This is a genomic window from Rhizobium sp. CFBP 13644 (assembly GCF_014842165.1).
Lineage (GTDB): Bacteria > Pseudomonadota > Alphaproteobacteria > Rhizobiales > Rhizobiaceae > Agrobacterium > Agrobacterium tumefaciens_C.
Genome location: NZ_JACYVF010000001.1, coordinates 252,525 through 267,748, shown reverse-complemented (window position 1 = coordinate 267,748; position 15,224 = coordinate 252,525). Strand labels below are relative to the sequence as shown.

The 15,224-nt window shown below is 57.4% G+C and carries 16 protein-coding genes; 7 read left to right on the top strand and 9 right to left on the bottom strand.

Features of this window, described 5'->3' with window-relative positions; all coding sequences use genetic code 11:
* Positions 1–116: 116 nt before the first annotated feature.
* The 5 genes from IFT53_RS01305 to IFT53_RS01285 all read right to left on the bottom strand — a co-directional run bounded on the left by IFT53_RS01305 (position 117) and on the right by IFT53_RS01285 (position 6,580).
* On the bottom strand, positions 117–386 hold the full coding sequence (locus tag IFT53_RS01305) for a hypothetical protein (RefSeq protein ID WP_192063624.1): 270 nt from the start codon (positions 384–386) through the stop codon (positions 117–119).
* Positions 387–606: 220 nt separating this feature from the next.
* Positions 607–1,701: a quaternary amine ABC transporter ATP-binding protein gene (locus IFT53_RS01300; protein WP_192063625.1), complete on the bottom strand. Its 1,095-nt coding sequence runs from the start codon at positions 1,699–1,701 to the stop codon at positions 607–609.
* Positions 1,694–2,602: an ABC transporter permease gene (locus tag IFT53_RS01295; RefSeq protein WP_042618276.1), complete on the bottom strand. Its 909-nt coding sequence runs from the start codon at positions 2,600–2,602 to the stop codon at positions 1,694–1,696. Before IFT53_RS01295 ends, IFT53_RS01300 begins: the two co-directional genes overlap by 8 nt.
* A 99-nt stretch (positions 2,603–2,701) precedes the next feature.
* Positions 2,702–3,715, bottom strand: a complete 1,014-nt coding sequence (locus IFT53_RS01290; RefSeq protein WP_192063626.1) for an ABC transporter substrate-binding protein — start codon at positions 3,713–3,715, stop codon at positions 2,702–2,704.
* 765 nt (positions 3,716–4,480) lie between these two features.
* Positions 4,481–6,580 (bottom strand): S9 family peptidase, encoded by a 2,100-nt coding sequence (locus tag IFT53_RS01285; protein ID WP_192063627.1) that lies wholly within the window; start codon positions 6,578–6,580, stop codon positions 4,481–4,483.
* Positions 6,581–6,818: 238 nt separating this feature from the next.
* Here IFT53_RS01285 and IFT53_RS01280 point away from each other — a divergent pair, with 238 nt between their 5' ends.
* From IFT53_RS01280 to IFT53_RS01270, 3 genes are all read left to right on the top strand, one after another.
* Complete coding sequence (locus tag IFT53_RS01280; protein ID WP_192063628.1) at positions 6,819–7,220, top strand: DUF930 domain-containing protein; 402 nt, start codon at positions 6,819–6,821, stop codon at positions 7,218–7,220.
* Positions 7,221–7,281: 61 nt separating this feature from the next.
* Entirely contained in the window at positions 7,282–8,181 is a 900-nt protein-coding gene (locus IFT53_RS01275; protein WP_192063629.1) for a dihydrodipicolinate synthase family protein, read from the top strand.
* 78 nt (positions 8,182–8,259) lie between these two features.
* Positions 8,260–8,985 (top strand): polysaccharide deacetylase family protein, encoded by a 726-nt coding sequence (locus IFT53_RS01270; protein ID WP_192063630.1) that lies wholly within the window; start codon positions 8,260–8,262, stop codon positions 8,983–8,985.
* Positions 8,986–8,993: 8 nt separating this feature from the next.
* On the opposite strand, the gene IFT53_RS01265 is transcribed toward IFT53_RS01270, so the two are convergent.
* Complete coding sequence (locus IFT53_RS01265) at positions 8,994–10,160, bottom strand: AI-2E family transporter (protein ID WP_042618282.1); 1,167 nt, start codon at positions 10,158–10,160, stop codon at positions 8,994–8,996.
* Between the two features lie 116 nt (positions 10,161–10,276).
* Positions 10,277–11,158, bottom strand: a complete 882-nt coding sequence (locus IFT53_RS01260; protein WP_192063631.1) for a VOC family protein — start codon at positions 11,156–11,158, stop codon at positions 10,277–10,279.
* Positions 11,159–11,345: 187 nt separating this feature from the next.
* Between IFT53_RS01260 and IFT53_RS01255 the strand changes: the two genes are divergently transcribed.
* From IFT53_RS01255 to IFT53_RS01245, 3 genes are all read left to right on the top strand, one after another.
* On the top strand, positions 11,346–11,756 hold the full coding sequence (locus tag IFT53_RS01255; protein WP_192063632.1) for a universal stress protein: 411 nt from the start codon (positions 11,346–11,348) through the stop codon (positions 11,754–11,756).
* 131 nt (positions 11,757–11,887) lie between these two features.
* Positions 11,888–12,556, top strand: coding sequence for a PAQR family membrane homeostasis protein TrhA (gene trhA, locus IFT53_RS01250; RefSeq protein ID WP_042618284.1), 669 nt, complete (start codon positions 11,888–11,890; stop codon positions 12,554–12,556).
* A gap of 68 nt (positions 12,557–12,624) precedes the next feature.
* A complete protein-coding gene (locus IFT53_RS01245; RefSeq protein ID WP_192063633.1) occupies positions 12,625–13,170 on the top strand; it encodes a GNAT family N-acetyltransferase in 546 nt (181 codons plus the stop codon).
* On the opposite strand, the gene ftrA is transcribed toward IFT53_RS01245, so the two are convergent.
* On the bottom strand, positions 13,109–14,110 hold the full coding sequence (ftrA, locus tag IFT53_RS01240) for a transcriptional regulator FtrA (RefSeq protein WP_192063869.1): 1,002 nt from the start codon (positions 14,108–14,110) through the stop codon (positions 13,109–13,111). The two genes, IFT53_RS01245 and ftrA, sit on opposite strands and share 62 nt — an antisense overlap.
* 89 nt (positions 14,111–14,199) lie before the next feature.
* On the opposite strand from ftrA, the gene IFT53_RS01235 reads away from it, so the two are divergent.
* Positions 14,200–14,598, top strand: a complete 399-nt coding sequence (locus IFT53_RS01235; protein ID WP_192063634.1) for a rhodanese-like domain-containing protein — start codon at positions 14,200–14,202, stop codon at positions 14,596–14,598.
* Between the two features lie 69 nt (positions 14,599–14,667).
* Here IFT53_RS01235 and msrB read toward each other — a convergent pair whose 3' ends face one another.
* Positions 14,668–15,078 (bottom strand): peptide-methionine (R)-S-oxide reductase MsrB, encoded by a 411-nt coding sequence (gene msrB / locus IFT53_RS01230; protein ID WP_192063635.1) that lies wholly within the window; start codon positions 15,076–15,078, stop codon positions 14,668–14,670.
* Between the last annotated feature and the right edge of the window lie 146 nt (positions 15,079–15,224).

Below are 15,224 nucleotides of genomic sequence, written 5' to 3'. Positions count from 1 at the left end.
CTTGACGCCAAGCCGCATGCACGGAGCCGCGATATCGCGGCTTCAGGTCCGTTAAGTCAATCTTAACGATAAACCTGTCATCTGATCACGCCTTGGGAGAGGCGTGACGGGAACGATCAATGTTCGGTGTAGGCCTGGCTGAACCACGGGGATTCGACCTGAGCGGCGCCACCCTGGGAAACGGCATCATTTGCGGATGCTTCGTTGTTAACGGTCCAGAGAACGTTGGCCAGCGACGTCGCTTCCAGAGCGTTGACGAAGGATATCTTGCTGCCGCTGAGGATGACCTGCTGCTGTTCAGGCGCGACGGCCTCTGTTGCACGCTTCTCAATGTGCGGTGAACGACCGTGTTGGGCCGATCCGCCGATGTTGTTGCTGATATTCATAGCAAGCCTCTCTTTGCCTGATTAACGAAGTATTAACGGCTGAAGCTTGCGCGAAGCTTGCGTCGTTGAGGCTGGGAGGGCGTTCACCGCTTGACAGGTGTGAAACTGGTGCTTCGTTTTTGCATTTTAGGGTCTTGCAAAACAAAAAAATCGGCCACTTGGGCCGATTCTTTGCCGTAAACCGCCCTGCGCAACGTGAGTCGCGAAGGGCCAGAGAGAATCAGGCGCTGCGTTTTTCCGATTCTGTCACCAGTTGTGGCTTTGGAGGCTCTTCAACGGGTGCCGCATCATCCTGTGTTGCGGGCGTAACCATCGCCGCCATCAGGTTTTCGATGCCGATGCTGCCCACGGTCTTGCCATCTTCGTCCACCACCTGCGCCGTTGTCTCGTTGGCGTCTGTCATGTCGCGGGCGATGGTTTCCAGCGTATCCGTTTCCAGAACCGAAATACTGTCCGGCGCACTGGTCGCCGGCTCCATCACGGTCGTGGCCTGAAGCACGCGGCTGCGGTTCACATCCCGCACGAAGTCGCTGACATATTCATTGGCCGGATGCTGGATGATGCTTTGTCCATCACCCTGCTGCACCATCTCACCGTCTTTCAAGATAGCGATATGGTCGCCGAGCCGCAGTGCCTCGTCCAGATCATGGGTAATGAAGACAACTGTCTTCTTCAACTCCTGCTGAAGATCGAGCAGCATGGTCTGCATGTCCACGCGGATAAGCGGGTCGAGCGCCGAATAGGCCTCGTCCATCAACAGAATGTCGGCATCATTGGTGAGTGCCCGTGCAAGGCCCACACGCTGCTGCATGCCGCCGGATAGCTGGTTAGGATAATTTTCCTCATAGCCATCCAGACCCACCCGGTTCAGCCAGTAACGACCCTTCTCGATGCTGTCCTTGCGGGATACGCCCTGAATGTCGAGGCCATAGACGCTGTTTTCCAGAACGGTGCGGTGCGGCAGCAGGCCGAATTTCTGGAACACCATCGCCGTCTTGTGGCGGCGGAACTCGCGCAGGCTGGATGTGCCCATGGAGCAGACATCCTGCCCACCATAGAGCACTTCGCCTGCCGTGGGGTCGATCAGCCGGTTGATGTGGCGGATCAGCGTGGATTTGCCGGAACCAGAGAGACCCATGACAACGGTAATCTTGCCACCGGGCATGGTGATGTTGATGTTGTTGAGGCCCAGCACGTGGTCGTGCCTGTCGTTCAGCTCGGTCTTGCTCAAGCCGTTTTTAACGGCCTCAAGATGCTTCTCGGGATGTTTGCCGAAGATCTTGTAAAGATTCCGGATTTCAATGTCCTTAGCCATGCTGCACCTCGCGATATTTCTGCAAACGCTTGCCGAAGGCCTGACTTGCGCGGTCAAACATGATGGCGATAGCCACCAGCGCAAAGCCGTTCAGAAAGCCGATTGTGAAGAACTGGTTGTTGATGGCCTGCAGGACATTCTTGCCCAGCCCGCCAACGCCGACCATGGAGGCAACGACGACCATAGCGAGCGACATCATGATGGTCTGGTTGATGCCGGTCATGATGGTGGGCAGCGCGAGCGGCAATTGCACGTTCAACAGTTTCTGGGTGTTCGAAGAACCGAAAGCATCGGCGGCCTCAAGCGTTTCCCGGTCCACCATGCGAATACCCAGATTGGTCAGGCGGATCATCGGCGGAATGGCATAGATCACAACAGCGATCAGCCCCGGCACCTTGCCAATACCAAAGATGACGACAACGGGGATCAGATAAACGAAGCTCGGCATCGTCTGCATCACATCCAGACCGGGATTGATGAAACGCTGTAGCCTCTCAGACCGCGCCATGAGAATGCCAAGCGGCAGGCCGATGAGGACGGCGATGAGTGTGGCAATTGCGACGATCGAGAGCGTCGTCATCGCGTCCCGCCACAGGCCAACAGCGCCGATGAGGCACAGAGAAACGGCAGTGCCAAGCGTGATGCGGAAACTGCGCCCCGCCAGATGCACCATGGCCAGCAGGCCAAGAAAGATGATGATCCACGGCGTCTGCGTGAAAAAGCGTTCGGATGCGTTCAGAAACAGTTGCAACGGGTGCACAACGGCATCGATGATGTCGCCATAGCTGCGAACAATATCGCGAAACCCGTCATCGATTGTCTTGCGCGCCACGCGCATGGTGCTGTTGCCAATGGCCGGAAACTTGCACAGCATATCCGGCAGAACATTACAGAGGGCCATTATTGTTTTTTTCCCTAAGGTGTTGATGGAGAAGCTTGTGGGGATGGGTATCCACAGATGCGGAGGCCGCGATCATCTCGCGGCCTCGCCTCATCTTGATTAGATCGAAGCCTTGATCTTCTCTGCTACCTCTGGCGAAACCCACTTCGTCCAGATGTCCTCGTGGTTTTCGAGGAAGTAGGCAGCACCATCTTCGTTGGTGCCCTGGTTTTCATCCATCCAGGCCAGAACCTTGGCAAGTGTGCCGTTGTCCCAAGCGCGCTTCTTCACGTATTCGGCTGAAGGGCCGGCCTTTTCGGCAAACGCCTTCGTCACAACCGTATAGACATCGGCAATGGGATAGGCGTTCGGCTTGGGGTCGGCACAATCGGCCTTGACGATGCATGTGTCATAGGCTTCGCGGTCGAGCGGCACGCCGTCATCCAGCTTCACCATGTCATATTTGCCCATGATGGCCGTGGGTGCCCAGTAATAGCCGAGCCAGCCCGCCTTCTTTTCGTAAGCGTTGGAAATGGAGCCATCGAGACCCGCTCCAGATCCGGTATCCACCAGCGTGAAGCCCTTTTCATCTGCCTTGCGTGCCTTGAAGAGGTTGGCCGTCGTTGGCTGGCAACCCCAGCCGGGAGGGCAGCCGAAGACCGCACCCTTGCTGGCATCTTCCGGTGCCGGGAACAGTTCGGGATGCTTCAGCGCATCTTCAACGGTCTTGATGTCGGGATGTGCATCGGCGAGGTATTTCGGAATCCACCATCCCTCAACGCCGCCTTCGCTCAGGATCTTCACGTCCTGAATGAGATTGCCGGATTTTACGGCTTCCTCGTAAGGAGCGCCCAGCGTGTTCACCCACATTTCAGGCGCCATGTCCGGCTGGCCTTTTTCGTTCATGGAGGTGAAGGTCGGTGTGGTGTCGCCGGTCACGATATCGACCGTGCAATCATAACCGTTTTCCATAATGAACTTGTCGACATAAGCCGCGACGCCCGCAGAGGCCCAGTTCATTTCTGCGATGGAGATATTGCCGCATGTCTCAGCGGCGTTGGCGGTGCTTGCGCCAGCGGCAGCGGCAAGGGTGAAGCCCGTGACAAGAATGGTCGAGGCGAGGAGTTTCTTCATTGTAAGACCCCCAAGTCTGATGCAGTGTTTATGTTAGACATACCGGGGCACTGCAAAGCCCGGCCTGCCAAAGCGCTGACGCGAACGCGATGTCCGCAGCCAGAACGCAAAGATGAAGCCATGGAGCATCGATTCCGCAAAGCTGTGCGAAAACTCCATGTTGAGTGACATGCGCGGAAAGACGAAAAAATGATCGTCAAATAGAAGCCGCTACGAGGCGACGGAAAAGGCCGCAATCACAGCGGCGAGAAACGCATAAATATGTCAACGGGTTCTATAATACGGCGAGAAGATGATATTGCAACGCAAAACGCCGCATCGCAGCCATGCGCGGCGTCGCGGAACCATTTCTGTGATTCTGTAATACTTCGGATGGTTTGCCGTTTACTGTTTTAAATGGCGGCTTAACTGCATAAAAAATGAAAATTCAATTAATGACAAATATATATTGCAAGTAGCGATGGCGTCGATTTTTTGTGGAAAAAAATCTCAAAAAAGTCATTTCAACGGGTATTTTTCTCCGAATTCCATCCTGAGTCAGTCATTTCAGAACATCTGCCAAGACTCCACGTGGTTAGATGCTCGGGTCAAGCCCGAGCATGACGACGGTAGGCGTCCGGCTTCAAATGGCAGCTCTTGCCCGGAACAAGTGCAAAACACCCAGCCGTCATCCTCGGGCTTGTCCCGAGGATCTAACCACGTCGCAAAGAATGCAACGTCGCAGATGCCCGGGACGTGCCCGAGCATCCCGACTAAACGTAAACGTCAAGTAGCAGCCTTGCCAGCCACCTTCAGCGCGAACGCATATTCAAAGGCAATCTCTTCCAGCCGCTGGAAGCGACCGGACTTTCCGCCATGGCCAGCCGCCATGTTGGTTTTGAGCAGAATAGGGGCTTCACCCGTCGTGTGTTCACGTAGCTTTGCCACCCATTTTGTCGGCTCCCAATAGGTCACGCGCGGGTCGGTCAGGCCGGAAATCGCCAGAAGCGGCGGGTAGGGCTTCTGCACCACATTGTCGTAGGGGCTATAGGCTGCAATCCAGCGATACTCTTCTTCCGACTCCAGCGGGTTGCCCCATTCAGGCCATTCCGGCGGCGTCAGCGGCAATGTGTCGTCCAGCATGGTGGTGAGAACATCGACAAAGGGAACAGCGGCGATGATGCCTGCGAATTTCTCCGGTGCCATATTGGCAACCGCGCCCATCAGCATGCCGCCAGCAGAGCCGCCTTCGGCCACAATGCCGCTATAGGCGGTGAAGCCTTCCTTCACCAGATGGTCAGCAGCGGCAATGAAGTCTTTGAAGGTGTTCTCCTTGTGCTCCATCTTGCCGTTTTCATACCACTCGAAGCCCTTGTCCTTGCCGCCACGGATATGGGCAATGGCATAGATAAAGCCGCGATCGGCCAGCGACAGATTGTTGGTGCTAAACGATGCCGGAATGGACATGCCATAGGCACCGTAACCATAGAGCAGGCATGGGGCAGAACCATCAAGCGGCGTATCCTTGCGGTAAAGCAGGGAGACCGGCACCAGCGCGCCATCATGCGAAGGGGCCATGATGCGGCGTGTGACGTAATCGTCAGGATTATGGCCCGATGGCACTTCCTGCGTTTTCAAAAGCGTGCGTTCGCGCGTCACCATGTCGTAATCGAACAGCTGGCTTGGCGTGGTCATCGAGGAATAGCTGAAACGGATGACATTGGTGTCGTATTCAGCGGCACCATGCAGGCCCAGCGAATAGGCTTCTTCGTCAAAGGCAACGCTGTGCTCCTCACCGCTGGTCCGGTCACGGATGACGAGGCGCGGCAGGCCATCGCGACGCTCCAGCCAGATGAGGTGGCGCGCATAGGCATCGATGGAGAGGATCAGGCGGCCCGGCTCATGCGGCACGACTTCCGTCCAGTTTTCCTTGCCCGGTGCCGTCACCGGCGTCTGGCAGATGCGGAAATCTTTGGCATCGCCATCATTGGTCAGAATGTAGAAAACATCGCCGCCTTCACACAGCGAATACTCGATACCCTCTTCGCGCTCTGCCACGATCTGCGGTTCAGCGGTCAAATCCTTGGTGGAAAGAAGGCGGTATTCGCTGGTTTCATGGTCGTGGATGTCGATGAAAATGAAGTCATCCAGCACAGATGCGCCGACGCCCATGAAGAAACCGGGATCTTTCTCTTCGTACACCAGACGGTCTGATGATTGCGGCTGACCGATAATGTGGTGGAAGACCTTGGACGGGCGGTGGTTCTCGTCCTGCAGGGAATAGAAGAAGCTCTTTCCATCAGGTGCCCAGGCACCGCCACCAGCTGTATTTTCGATGATGTCAGCCAAGTCTTCGCCGGTTTCCAACTCACGAATGCGCAGCGTGTAATATTCGGAACCCTTGTCGTCATAGCCCCAGATGCCACGGCTGTGGTCGCTGGATTGGTCCAGGCCACCCAGACGGAAATAATCCTTGCCGTGGGCTTCCTTGTCGCCGTCCAGCAGCACGTGCTTGTCGCCGCCACCGCGCGGCGTGCGGAAATAATGCGGCTGCTCGCCACCCGTCACGAAAAGCGTGCCATAGGCAAAGGGGCCGTCATTGACCGGCACGGAGGAATCATCCTGCTTGATGCGACCTTTCATCTCTTCGAACAGCGTGTCCTGAAGCGGCTTGGTATCGGCCATGGCCGCTTCCATATAGGCGTTTTCTGCCTCCAGATGGGTGCGAATCTCAGGGTCCAGCAGCGTCGGGTCCTTGAACATCGCCTGCCAGTTATCAGCCCGAAACCAGGCGTAATCATCCGTGCGGGTAATGTCGTGATGCGTGTCACTCAATGGTTTCTTCGCGGCAACGGGCGCTGCGGGCAGATTTTTGAAAATGGACAAGAGTTACTCGCTTTCATGGAAAATCGGTCTGCGTGTATACCAAGATGTAGAGCGCGGGCTGGTGTGTATCAAGGTGGAAAACCGAAAGGGCAGCGCGTGCGTTCGCCAAAAGTTGATCGCTTTTCCCTCACATTTTTGAACCGGATCGCAAATCTGACACATCCGTCCTGTGGAGGTCGCCGCGTGGAATTGCTCCGCGAATCAGAAAAAGAAGAAACGACAAGCTCGACAGGACCCCATGCATAAGCTTACGCCCGTTGCCCTTCTCGCAGCCCTGATATCCGTGCCCATGGCGGCGCCAGCGCTTGCCATCGATGCCAATATTCTGCGCCAGTTGAACGTGCTGGCACCCGAAGAACGCCTTGAGCAGCGTTGCGATATCGAAGCGATGGAGCGGATTGCCAGCGAACAGAAGGGCATGAAGCCCGACAAGGTCATCGCCTACGCCTTTGGCGACCCGGATGTGACCTCAGATAGCATCAAGGCCGCAGGTGCCGTGTTCCGAAGCGGCGGTGAGTGGTACCGCCTGCGCTACAAGTGTCAGATCACGCCTTCAACCCTTGGCATCCGCGACTTTAACTACAAGGTTGGCGAAAAAGTCCCTGAGGAACAATGGGCCAAGCATTATCTCTATGATTGATATTGCAGCCTGCGGTTTTGCGGCATAATCATTTTCCCTTAAGGCATTGGGGGAGGTGTTCGTGACTGTACGATTTCAAGGGCTTTCTGCGTTTCCACTGACACCGACGGATGACGACGGGGTTGTCGATGTCGAGGCGCTGTCAATGCTGATCGAGCGGCTGGATGCAGCCGGGGTCGATTCCATTGGCCTTCTTGGCAGCACTGGAAGCTATGCCTATCTCTCCCGTACAGAGCGCCTTCGCGCCGTCCAGGCGGCTGCGGAGATCCTGAAAGGCAAGCGGCCGCTGCTCGTGGGTGTCGGCGCGTTGCGCACCGATCAGTCCGTGGCGCTGGCAAAGGACGCCGAGGCCGCCGGTGCCGATGCCCTGCTGCTGGCACCCGTGTCCTACACCCCATTGACGCAGGAAGAAGCCTATTATCATGTCGCAGCGGTGGCTGGTTCAACCAGCCTGCCGCTCTGCATCTACAACAATCCGACCACGACGAAGTTTTCCTTCGGTGACGAGCTGCTGGTGCGGCTTGCCTATATTCCCAATATCTGCGCCATCAAAATGCCGCTGCCAGCAGACATAGCCTTCAAGGCTGAACTGGAGCGCCTGCGCCCACGGCTGGGTGATGGCTTTTCCATCGGCTACAGCGGAGACTGGGGCTCATCCCAAGCTCTGCTGCAAGGTGCAGATGCTTGGTACAGCGTCATTGGCGGTCTGTTGCCAGAACCCAGTCTGCGCCTGGCGCGCGCAGCGCAAGCGGGGGATGCGGCAGAGGTTCAGCGCATCGAAGAGCACTTCCAGCCCTTCTGGTCACTGTTTCAGGAACTGGGCAGTTTCCGCGTCATGTATGCGGCGGCCAATCTCCTGTCGCTGACCCAACGCCAGCCACCCCTTCCAATCATGCCGCCCGATGTCAGCGCTTGCGCGCGCGTGGAAGCAGCACTTGCCAAGCTTGCGGAGCTGGATTAGCCATCGGCCTCCGCGCCATAATTCCGGCGCGTTGCGGGCAGAATGGCTTCTGGCTCGTGATCGAAGAAAGCGCCTGATATGCTGAAGACAATCGCCATCACTGTGCTGATGGCCTCCGCTGCAACCTGCGCTTTCGCAGGCGATGGGCTGATGGAACCGACGCTGAAAATGCAGACGGCCAAGGGCAATGCCGTTCGCGTGGCGGTGACGCTGGATGCTTGCATGGGCAAGACGGATTTCCGGATTCTCGATACGCTGGTGACAGAGAAAATCCCCGCGACCATCTTCGTCACGGCCCGCTGGTTGCGTAACAATCCACAGGCGCTAGCCATCATGCTGGATCACCCTGATCTTTTCGAGCTGGAAAACCACGGCGAAAACCACATTCCGGCGGTGGACAGGCCCACGCTGATCTATGGCATCGCAGCCGCGGGCTCCACGGAAGCCGTGCAGCAGGAAGTGGAAGGCGGCATGCGGGCCATCGCCGCTGCCACTGGCCATCAGCCGCAATGGTTTCGCGGCGCAACCGCCAAATACACCCGCACTTCCATGGCAACCATCAACCAGTTGGGAGAACGCGTGGCAGGCTTTTCCATCAATGGCGATGGCGGCTCACTTTTGGGCGCGGGCACGACGGCAAAACACATCGCCGCTGCCAGGGATGGTGATGTCATCATTTCCCACATCAACCAGCCCACCCATGAAGCAGGCGAGGGCGTGGTGAAGGGTCTTCTGGCGCTCAAAGCCCGAGGCGTCATCTTCACCCGGCTGGATGACTCCGCCTTCCACCCACCATCGAACTGATCATGTAATCAGGACGGCAGGTTCGGCACGACCCGGCGCGATGGGAACAGCTCACGCGCAACCGTCATGCCGATCAGCGAAAGCGGCAGGGCCAGCATGGCACCGGCAGCGCCCCACATCCATGTCCAGAAGATGATGGCGACGAAGACCAGAAACGGATTGATCTCCATATTCTTGCCCACCACCGCCGGAAAAGCCAGATTTTCCATCAAAAGGTGAATGGTGAAGAAGACAATGGCGGGCAACAGCCCGAGGATCAGGCTGTCATGCGTCAGAATGCCGCCAACCGTCAAAGCCAGCGTCATGGCAGTGATGCCGAGGAAGGGCACGAAGCTGGAGAGAAACGCAAACAGCCCCCACAAAAACGGCATGGCCAGCCCACCGGCATAAGCGATGATAACCATGCTCACACCAAGGCCCGCATACATCATCGACGCCGTGGCAAAGTAGGAGCTCAGAACCTGCTCGATGGAGGCGATGGTGCGGATGGTGCGCAGACGCTGGTGGCGCTGCGGAAAGGCCATGATGGTGGCCTTGCGCAGGCGCACGCGGCTATAAAGGAACAGAAGAAGCGCCGCAAAGAAGATCAAGCCCTGCACGATGGCGGGCGTGATGTTAGACCCCACCACCGAAATAATATCGCCGCTGCGCGAAATCAGCGATTCCATCGAGATGGAGTTCAGGCTGAAGGTCGCGGAGGATACATTCAGCCATCGCAGGCTTTGCAGATAGGGCACGAAGCGGTCGATGGCTTTTTCAACGATCATTGGCCCTTCAGACGCAAGCGTCGAAAGCGGATCGATCAGCGAATTGATGACCAGAAAGAAAACCAGCGCAACGGCTGACGAGAGAATGAGCGCCACGGCAAAACCCGGAATGCCATAGGAGTTCAGCTTGGTGGCCGCCACGCCCAGAATCATGCCCACCACAATGGCCATGACAACGGGTATGAGAATGATGGAAAGCGAGTGGATGACACCCATCATGATGACGACGAAAATGCCGACGGTGGACCATGCAACGGCTACGTCCAGCGCCTCACGGCCCAGCGGCTGCTGGCTTCGCTCATCATCCTGCGCGGAACCCATCGCCCCGCCCATCAAAAGCTCCTTATGCTCGGCAGAGATAAGGTTTCGCTCAGCAATCTTCCGGTTGATTTTCGTCTGTTCGTTCATCAAGCAGTCCCCCATCAGGGCGTTGAACGCTCGACTTAAACACCGGTTCCAAGGTTTCAGAATATTTAAGTGTGGAATGGCGAGGCTACAACCACACGCGCCATTCCGCCCTGTTCTTAAGCCTGCGCCGAAAGCGTCAAGCCGATGCCCCACGGGTCTTTCAGCGTAATGCCATCGCTCTGGCGCGTGGTGGAAATTTCAAGCTTTTCGAGTGCGGCAACGACACTGTCCAGAGCCGTTTTCTCGTTGAATTTCAGGGAGTAGCCGGAAAGACCTGTCATGTTGCCTGTGCGGGCTACGGCACCCCGGCTGTTCCAGATATTGGCGGCCACGTGGTGATGATAGGCGCCCGATCCGAAAAAGCTCGCGCCGGGATAGCGCGCCATGATCTTCAGGCCCAGGACATTCTGGTAGAACGCATCGGCCTGCGGAATATCGCCCACCTGCAAGTGGATATGGCCAATGGCCGTGCCGTCAGGGGCCTTGGCGAATGTGGCTTTCGGCGCGCTGTCATAGAGTGATTGAAGGTCGAGCCGGTTGGTGGCCATGGAAACAGTGCCATCGGGCTGATAGCTCCATTCCTGCGGCGTCCGGTCCCGGTAAACTTCGATGCCGTTTCCTTCCGGGTCGGCCAGATAGATGGCTTCGCTGACCAGATGGTCGGAAGCGCCCTGAAGCGGCACATTGTTATTGGCAACATGGGTCAGCCACAGAGCGAGATCGCTGCGGGTCGGCATCAAAAATGCGGTGTGGAACAGGCCAGCAGCACTTGCGGGTGCGCGTGTCGTGCCGTGGCCGGTCGTCAGCGTCAAAAGCGGCTGGTCGCCTGCGCCAAGAACCTCGCCACTTGCCGTCTTCTCGATGACCGATAGGCCGATGATCTTCTGGTAAAACGCCGAGACGCCTGCCAGATCCTGCACCACAAGATGCGCCTGACCCACATAGGCAGGGCGCGTCAATGCAAACATCTCGTCTTTAACCAACTCCTGCACTCCCATGAAACTTGTGCCTCTGCGGCAGTCTGAGGGTCACTATGCGCGCGTTCCATCGTTCACGAAAGATGGCCTTTTGGTGAAAGAGTGTGCACTAATTGTTGACAATGAGCTGCGTTTGGCTTGACGCGGATCAATTACGCCTTCCGCTTCATTGGGTAGACTAGGGGCATCTGACATGCAGGAGACAGACATGTATAACAGAATTCTTGTTCCGGTTGATTTCAGCGCCGTTGAAAAAGGCGAGAAGATCCTCAAGAAAGCCGAAGCATTGCTTGGCCGCGATGGCGAAATCATATTGCTGAATGTGGTCGAGGATCTCCCGAATTATCTGGCCATCGATCTGCCGCTCGACATCATTGAAAATGCAATCGATGATGCCAAAGCAAGGCTGACGGCCCTGCAGCAGACGTCGCCTTTTGTCGGCTCAGTCGAGGTCCGCAACGGCTCTGCCGCCCGTGAGATTTTGGCGGCTGCTGCGGATTTGAAAGCGGACCTCATCATCATCGCCTCGCACACGCCAGATATGACCAATTATTTCATCGGCGCGACTGCAGACCGCGTGGTGCGCCACGCCAAATGCTCGGTTCTGGTGGACCGATAGGCTACAGGCATCCTGCCAGTCTTACTTTTGCGACAGGCGCGAACGCAAAGTGATCGCCTTTCGCACGCCCGGTCTTGTTCCCGTCTCATATTGGCTGCATGATCTGCTCACTTTCTATTCGGGAACAGACCATGAGTGAACTATGGCGCTTTGGACGCCGCTATGACCTTCCAGAAATCGTTGCTGATGGCATTGTCCACGGAGTAGGCATCGTCTTTGCGCTGATCGGCGCAACGGCCCTGATCTTCTACGTCACCCTGTGGGGAAGCTTCAGCGCCATCGCTGCTGTCTGGATCTATGCTCTGGGTCTCGTGGCCTGTCTGTCCATTTCGTTTACCTATAATATCTGGCCCCATTCCCATGTGAAGTGGCTGCTGCGCAGGCTGGATCATTCCGGCATTTTCATTCTCATTGCCGCGACCTACACGCCCATTCTGCAGCGCGGCATCGAAGACCCCATGATTGCCGTCACGCTGGCTGGCATCTGGGCGGCGGCGCTGTCCGGCATCATGCTCAAATGCTTCTTTCCCGGCCGGTTTGATCGGCTGACCATCGCTCTCTATCTCGCCATGGGCTGGAGCGGTGTCATGGTGGCGGATCGCCTGTCCTACCATCTGCCGCCCATCAGCCTCTGGCTCATCGTCATCGGCGGCATCATTTATTCCATGGGCGTGATTTTCCATGTGTGGGAGCGGCTGCGGTTCCAGAATGCCATCTGGCACGGTTTTGTGGTCACGGCGGCTGCGGTGCATTATGTGGCCGTCATGACCAGTTTCAGCATGGCGCCTTCGGTCGCGTAAAACCGCTGCACAGTCTCGGAAGATGCACTATGCTTGCTGCAACATTTGATTTGCAGTGAGCATGAAGCATGACGATAGAACTCCGCGACGCTACCCTGAACGATCTTCCCGCCATCATGGATATCTACAACGACGCGGTGCTGAACACGACCGCGATCTGGAACGATGTTCTGGTCGATCTTGAAAACCGCACGGAATGGTTCAAAGCCCGCAAGGACCGGGGCTTTCCGGTCATCGTCGCCATCAAGGACGGGGCCGTTGTCGGTTACGCATCCTATGGCGATTGGCGCGCATTCGATGGCTATCGCCACACCCGCGAACATTCCATCTATGTCCACAAGGACGGACGTGGTGCTGGCACCGGCAAGCAGCTCATGCAGGCATTGATCGAGCACGCCAAGGGCAATGACGTGCACGTCCTCATCGGCGCCATCGAAGCTGAGAACACCGCCTCCATACGCCTCCACGAATCGCTGGGCTTTCGCGTTGCCGGGCGCTTCTCGGAAGTCGGCACAAAATTCGGCCGCTGGCTGGACCTCACCTGCATGGAACTCAAGCTTCCAATGGCGTTAGGCTTTTCGTGCCGAAGCGGGCGCGATAGGCCACAGGCGTGATGGAAAATTGCTGGCGAAAGTGGTGTCGCAGATTGGCGGCGCTGCCAAGTCCGCTTGTCTGCGCGACGTCCTCTATGCCCATTTTCGAGCCTTCCAGCAGGTCCTTGGCCTTGGAAAGCCTTTGCAGCAAAAGCCACCGCGCCGGAGTCATGCCGGTTGCAGCCTCAAACCGGCGCAGCAGCGTCCGGCTGCTCATGCCAGCCATCTGCGCCAGCTTTGCGACGGTATAATCCTGGCAAAGGTCAGCCTGAACAGCATCCAGCAGCGGCCCCAGCCGCGCCTTTTCATGGGTCTCGGGCACCGGCTTGTCGATGAACTGCGCCTGTCCGCCATCGCGGTGCGGCACCACGACAAGCCGCCGCGCCACCATATTGGCGGCCTTCGATCCGAAATCGCGGCGCACGAGGTGGAGACAAAGGTCGATGCCCGCCGCACTTCCAGCAGCCGTCAGCACGGTGCCGCCATCCACATAGAGTACGTCAGGCAGAACCTCGATCTCGCCAAACTGCGCCTTCAGCGCATCCGTATAGCGCCAGTGGGTCGTGGCCTGTCGTCCATCCAGAAGCCCCGCCGCAGCCAGCACGAAAACGCCAGAGCAAAGCGAAAGAAGCCGCGTCCCGTTTTCATGCGCCTTGCGCAGCGCCACGCAGAGCGCTTCCGGCACCGGCTCATGGATGCCGCGCCAGCCCGGCACGATGATTGTGCCCGCCTGCTCGATCAATTCCAGCCCGCCATCCACAAGGAAACGCACGCCGCCTGTGGCCCGCATCTCGCCATCATCAATGCCCGCCACGGCAAAGCGATACCAGTCATCGCCCATCTCAGGTCGCGCCAATCCGAAGATCTCAACGGCAACGCCGAATTCGAATGTGCACAGCCCGTCATAGGCAAGCGCAACAACAAGGCGGTTGAGTGAGGGCGGGGTCAGATGTTTTGGCATGATCTTGATGATATATGGCAATCATGCCATCTGCCAGTGCTTTTCTATCGAGGCTAAATTGTCTCCATCGACATCAAAAGGAGACGCCCATGAGCCTCGTATCGCAAACTCCCGCCGCATCTTCAGGCGCGGCCATCGAACATTTCTCAAGATTGCTGGCACTGGAAACCGATTGCTGGGATGTTTTCACCAGCATGAACAGCGGTGACCAAGACTTTGTGCTGCTGCACGTCGTCGGCTCGCCTGAAGTCTTCGCCCGCAAGCACATTCCTGGCGCGATACACCTGCGTCATGCTGATATCACCGAGCGTCGCATGGCCGAGTGGCCTGCCGATACCCTGTTCGTCGCCTATTGCGCAGGTCCGCACTGCAACGGTGCCGACCACGCCGCGCTCAATCTCGCCCGCCTTGGCAGGCCGGTCAAAATCATGATCGGCGGCATGACCGGCTGGGCGGATGAGGGGTTTGCATTCGCGTCTGGCGCTTAAGGCGAGCCCGACATGAAAAAGGCCACGCCACCCCTAGGGGCGCGTGGCCTTTCCATATTTCAAATCCGCTTACTCCTGCGCTTCAAACACCATGGAATGTCCATTGATGCAGTAGCGCAAACCGGTTGGGGGTGGACCATCCGGGAACACGTGGCCGAGGTGGCCGCCGCAATTGGCGCAGCGAATTTCCGTGCGGACCATGCCGAAAGCCGTATCGCGATGTTCCGTCACGGCGTCAGCCTTGACTGGCTCGAAATAGCTGGGCCAGCCGCAACCGGCATCGAACTTGGTGTCGGAGATGAACAGCGGCTCATCGCAGGCAGCGCAGCGGTAGAGGCCTTTTTCCGTGCTGTTCCAGTAGGGGCCAGTAAACGGGCGCTCGGTGCCGTGTTCGCGCAGAATCCGGTATTGGTCCGCCGTCAGTTCCTCGCGCCACTGCGCATCGGACTTGGTTATTTTGGGTGCTGGGTGATCGCTCATCAGGAGATCCTTTCGTTTGTCCCCAAGATAGGGTCGAGGGCTCAATGTTAAAAGAGGGGAGGATGGCAATGCGTCTGTTGCTGGGGATAAAGACCTTGTTACTGCCAGTTTGGCCGAAAACTGTTGAGGTGCATGCCCTTAATGGC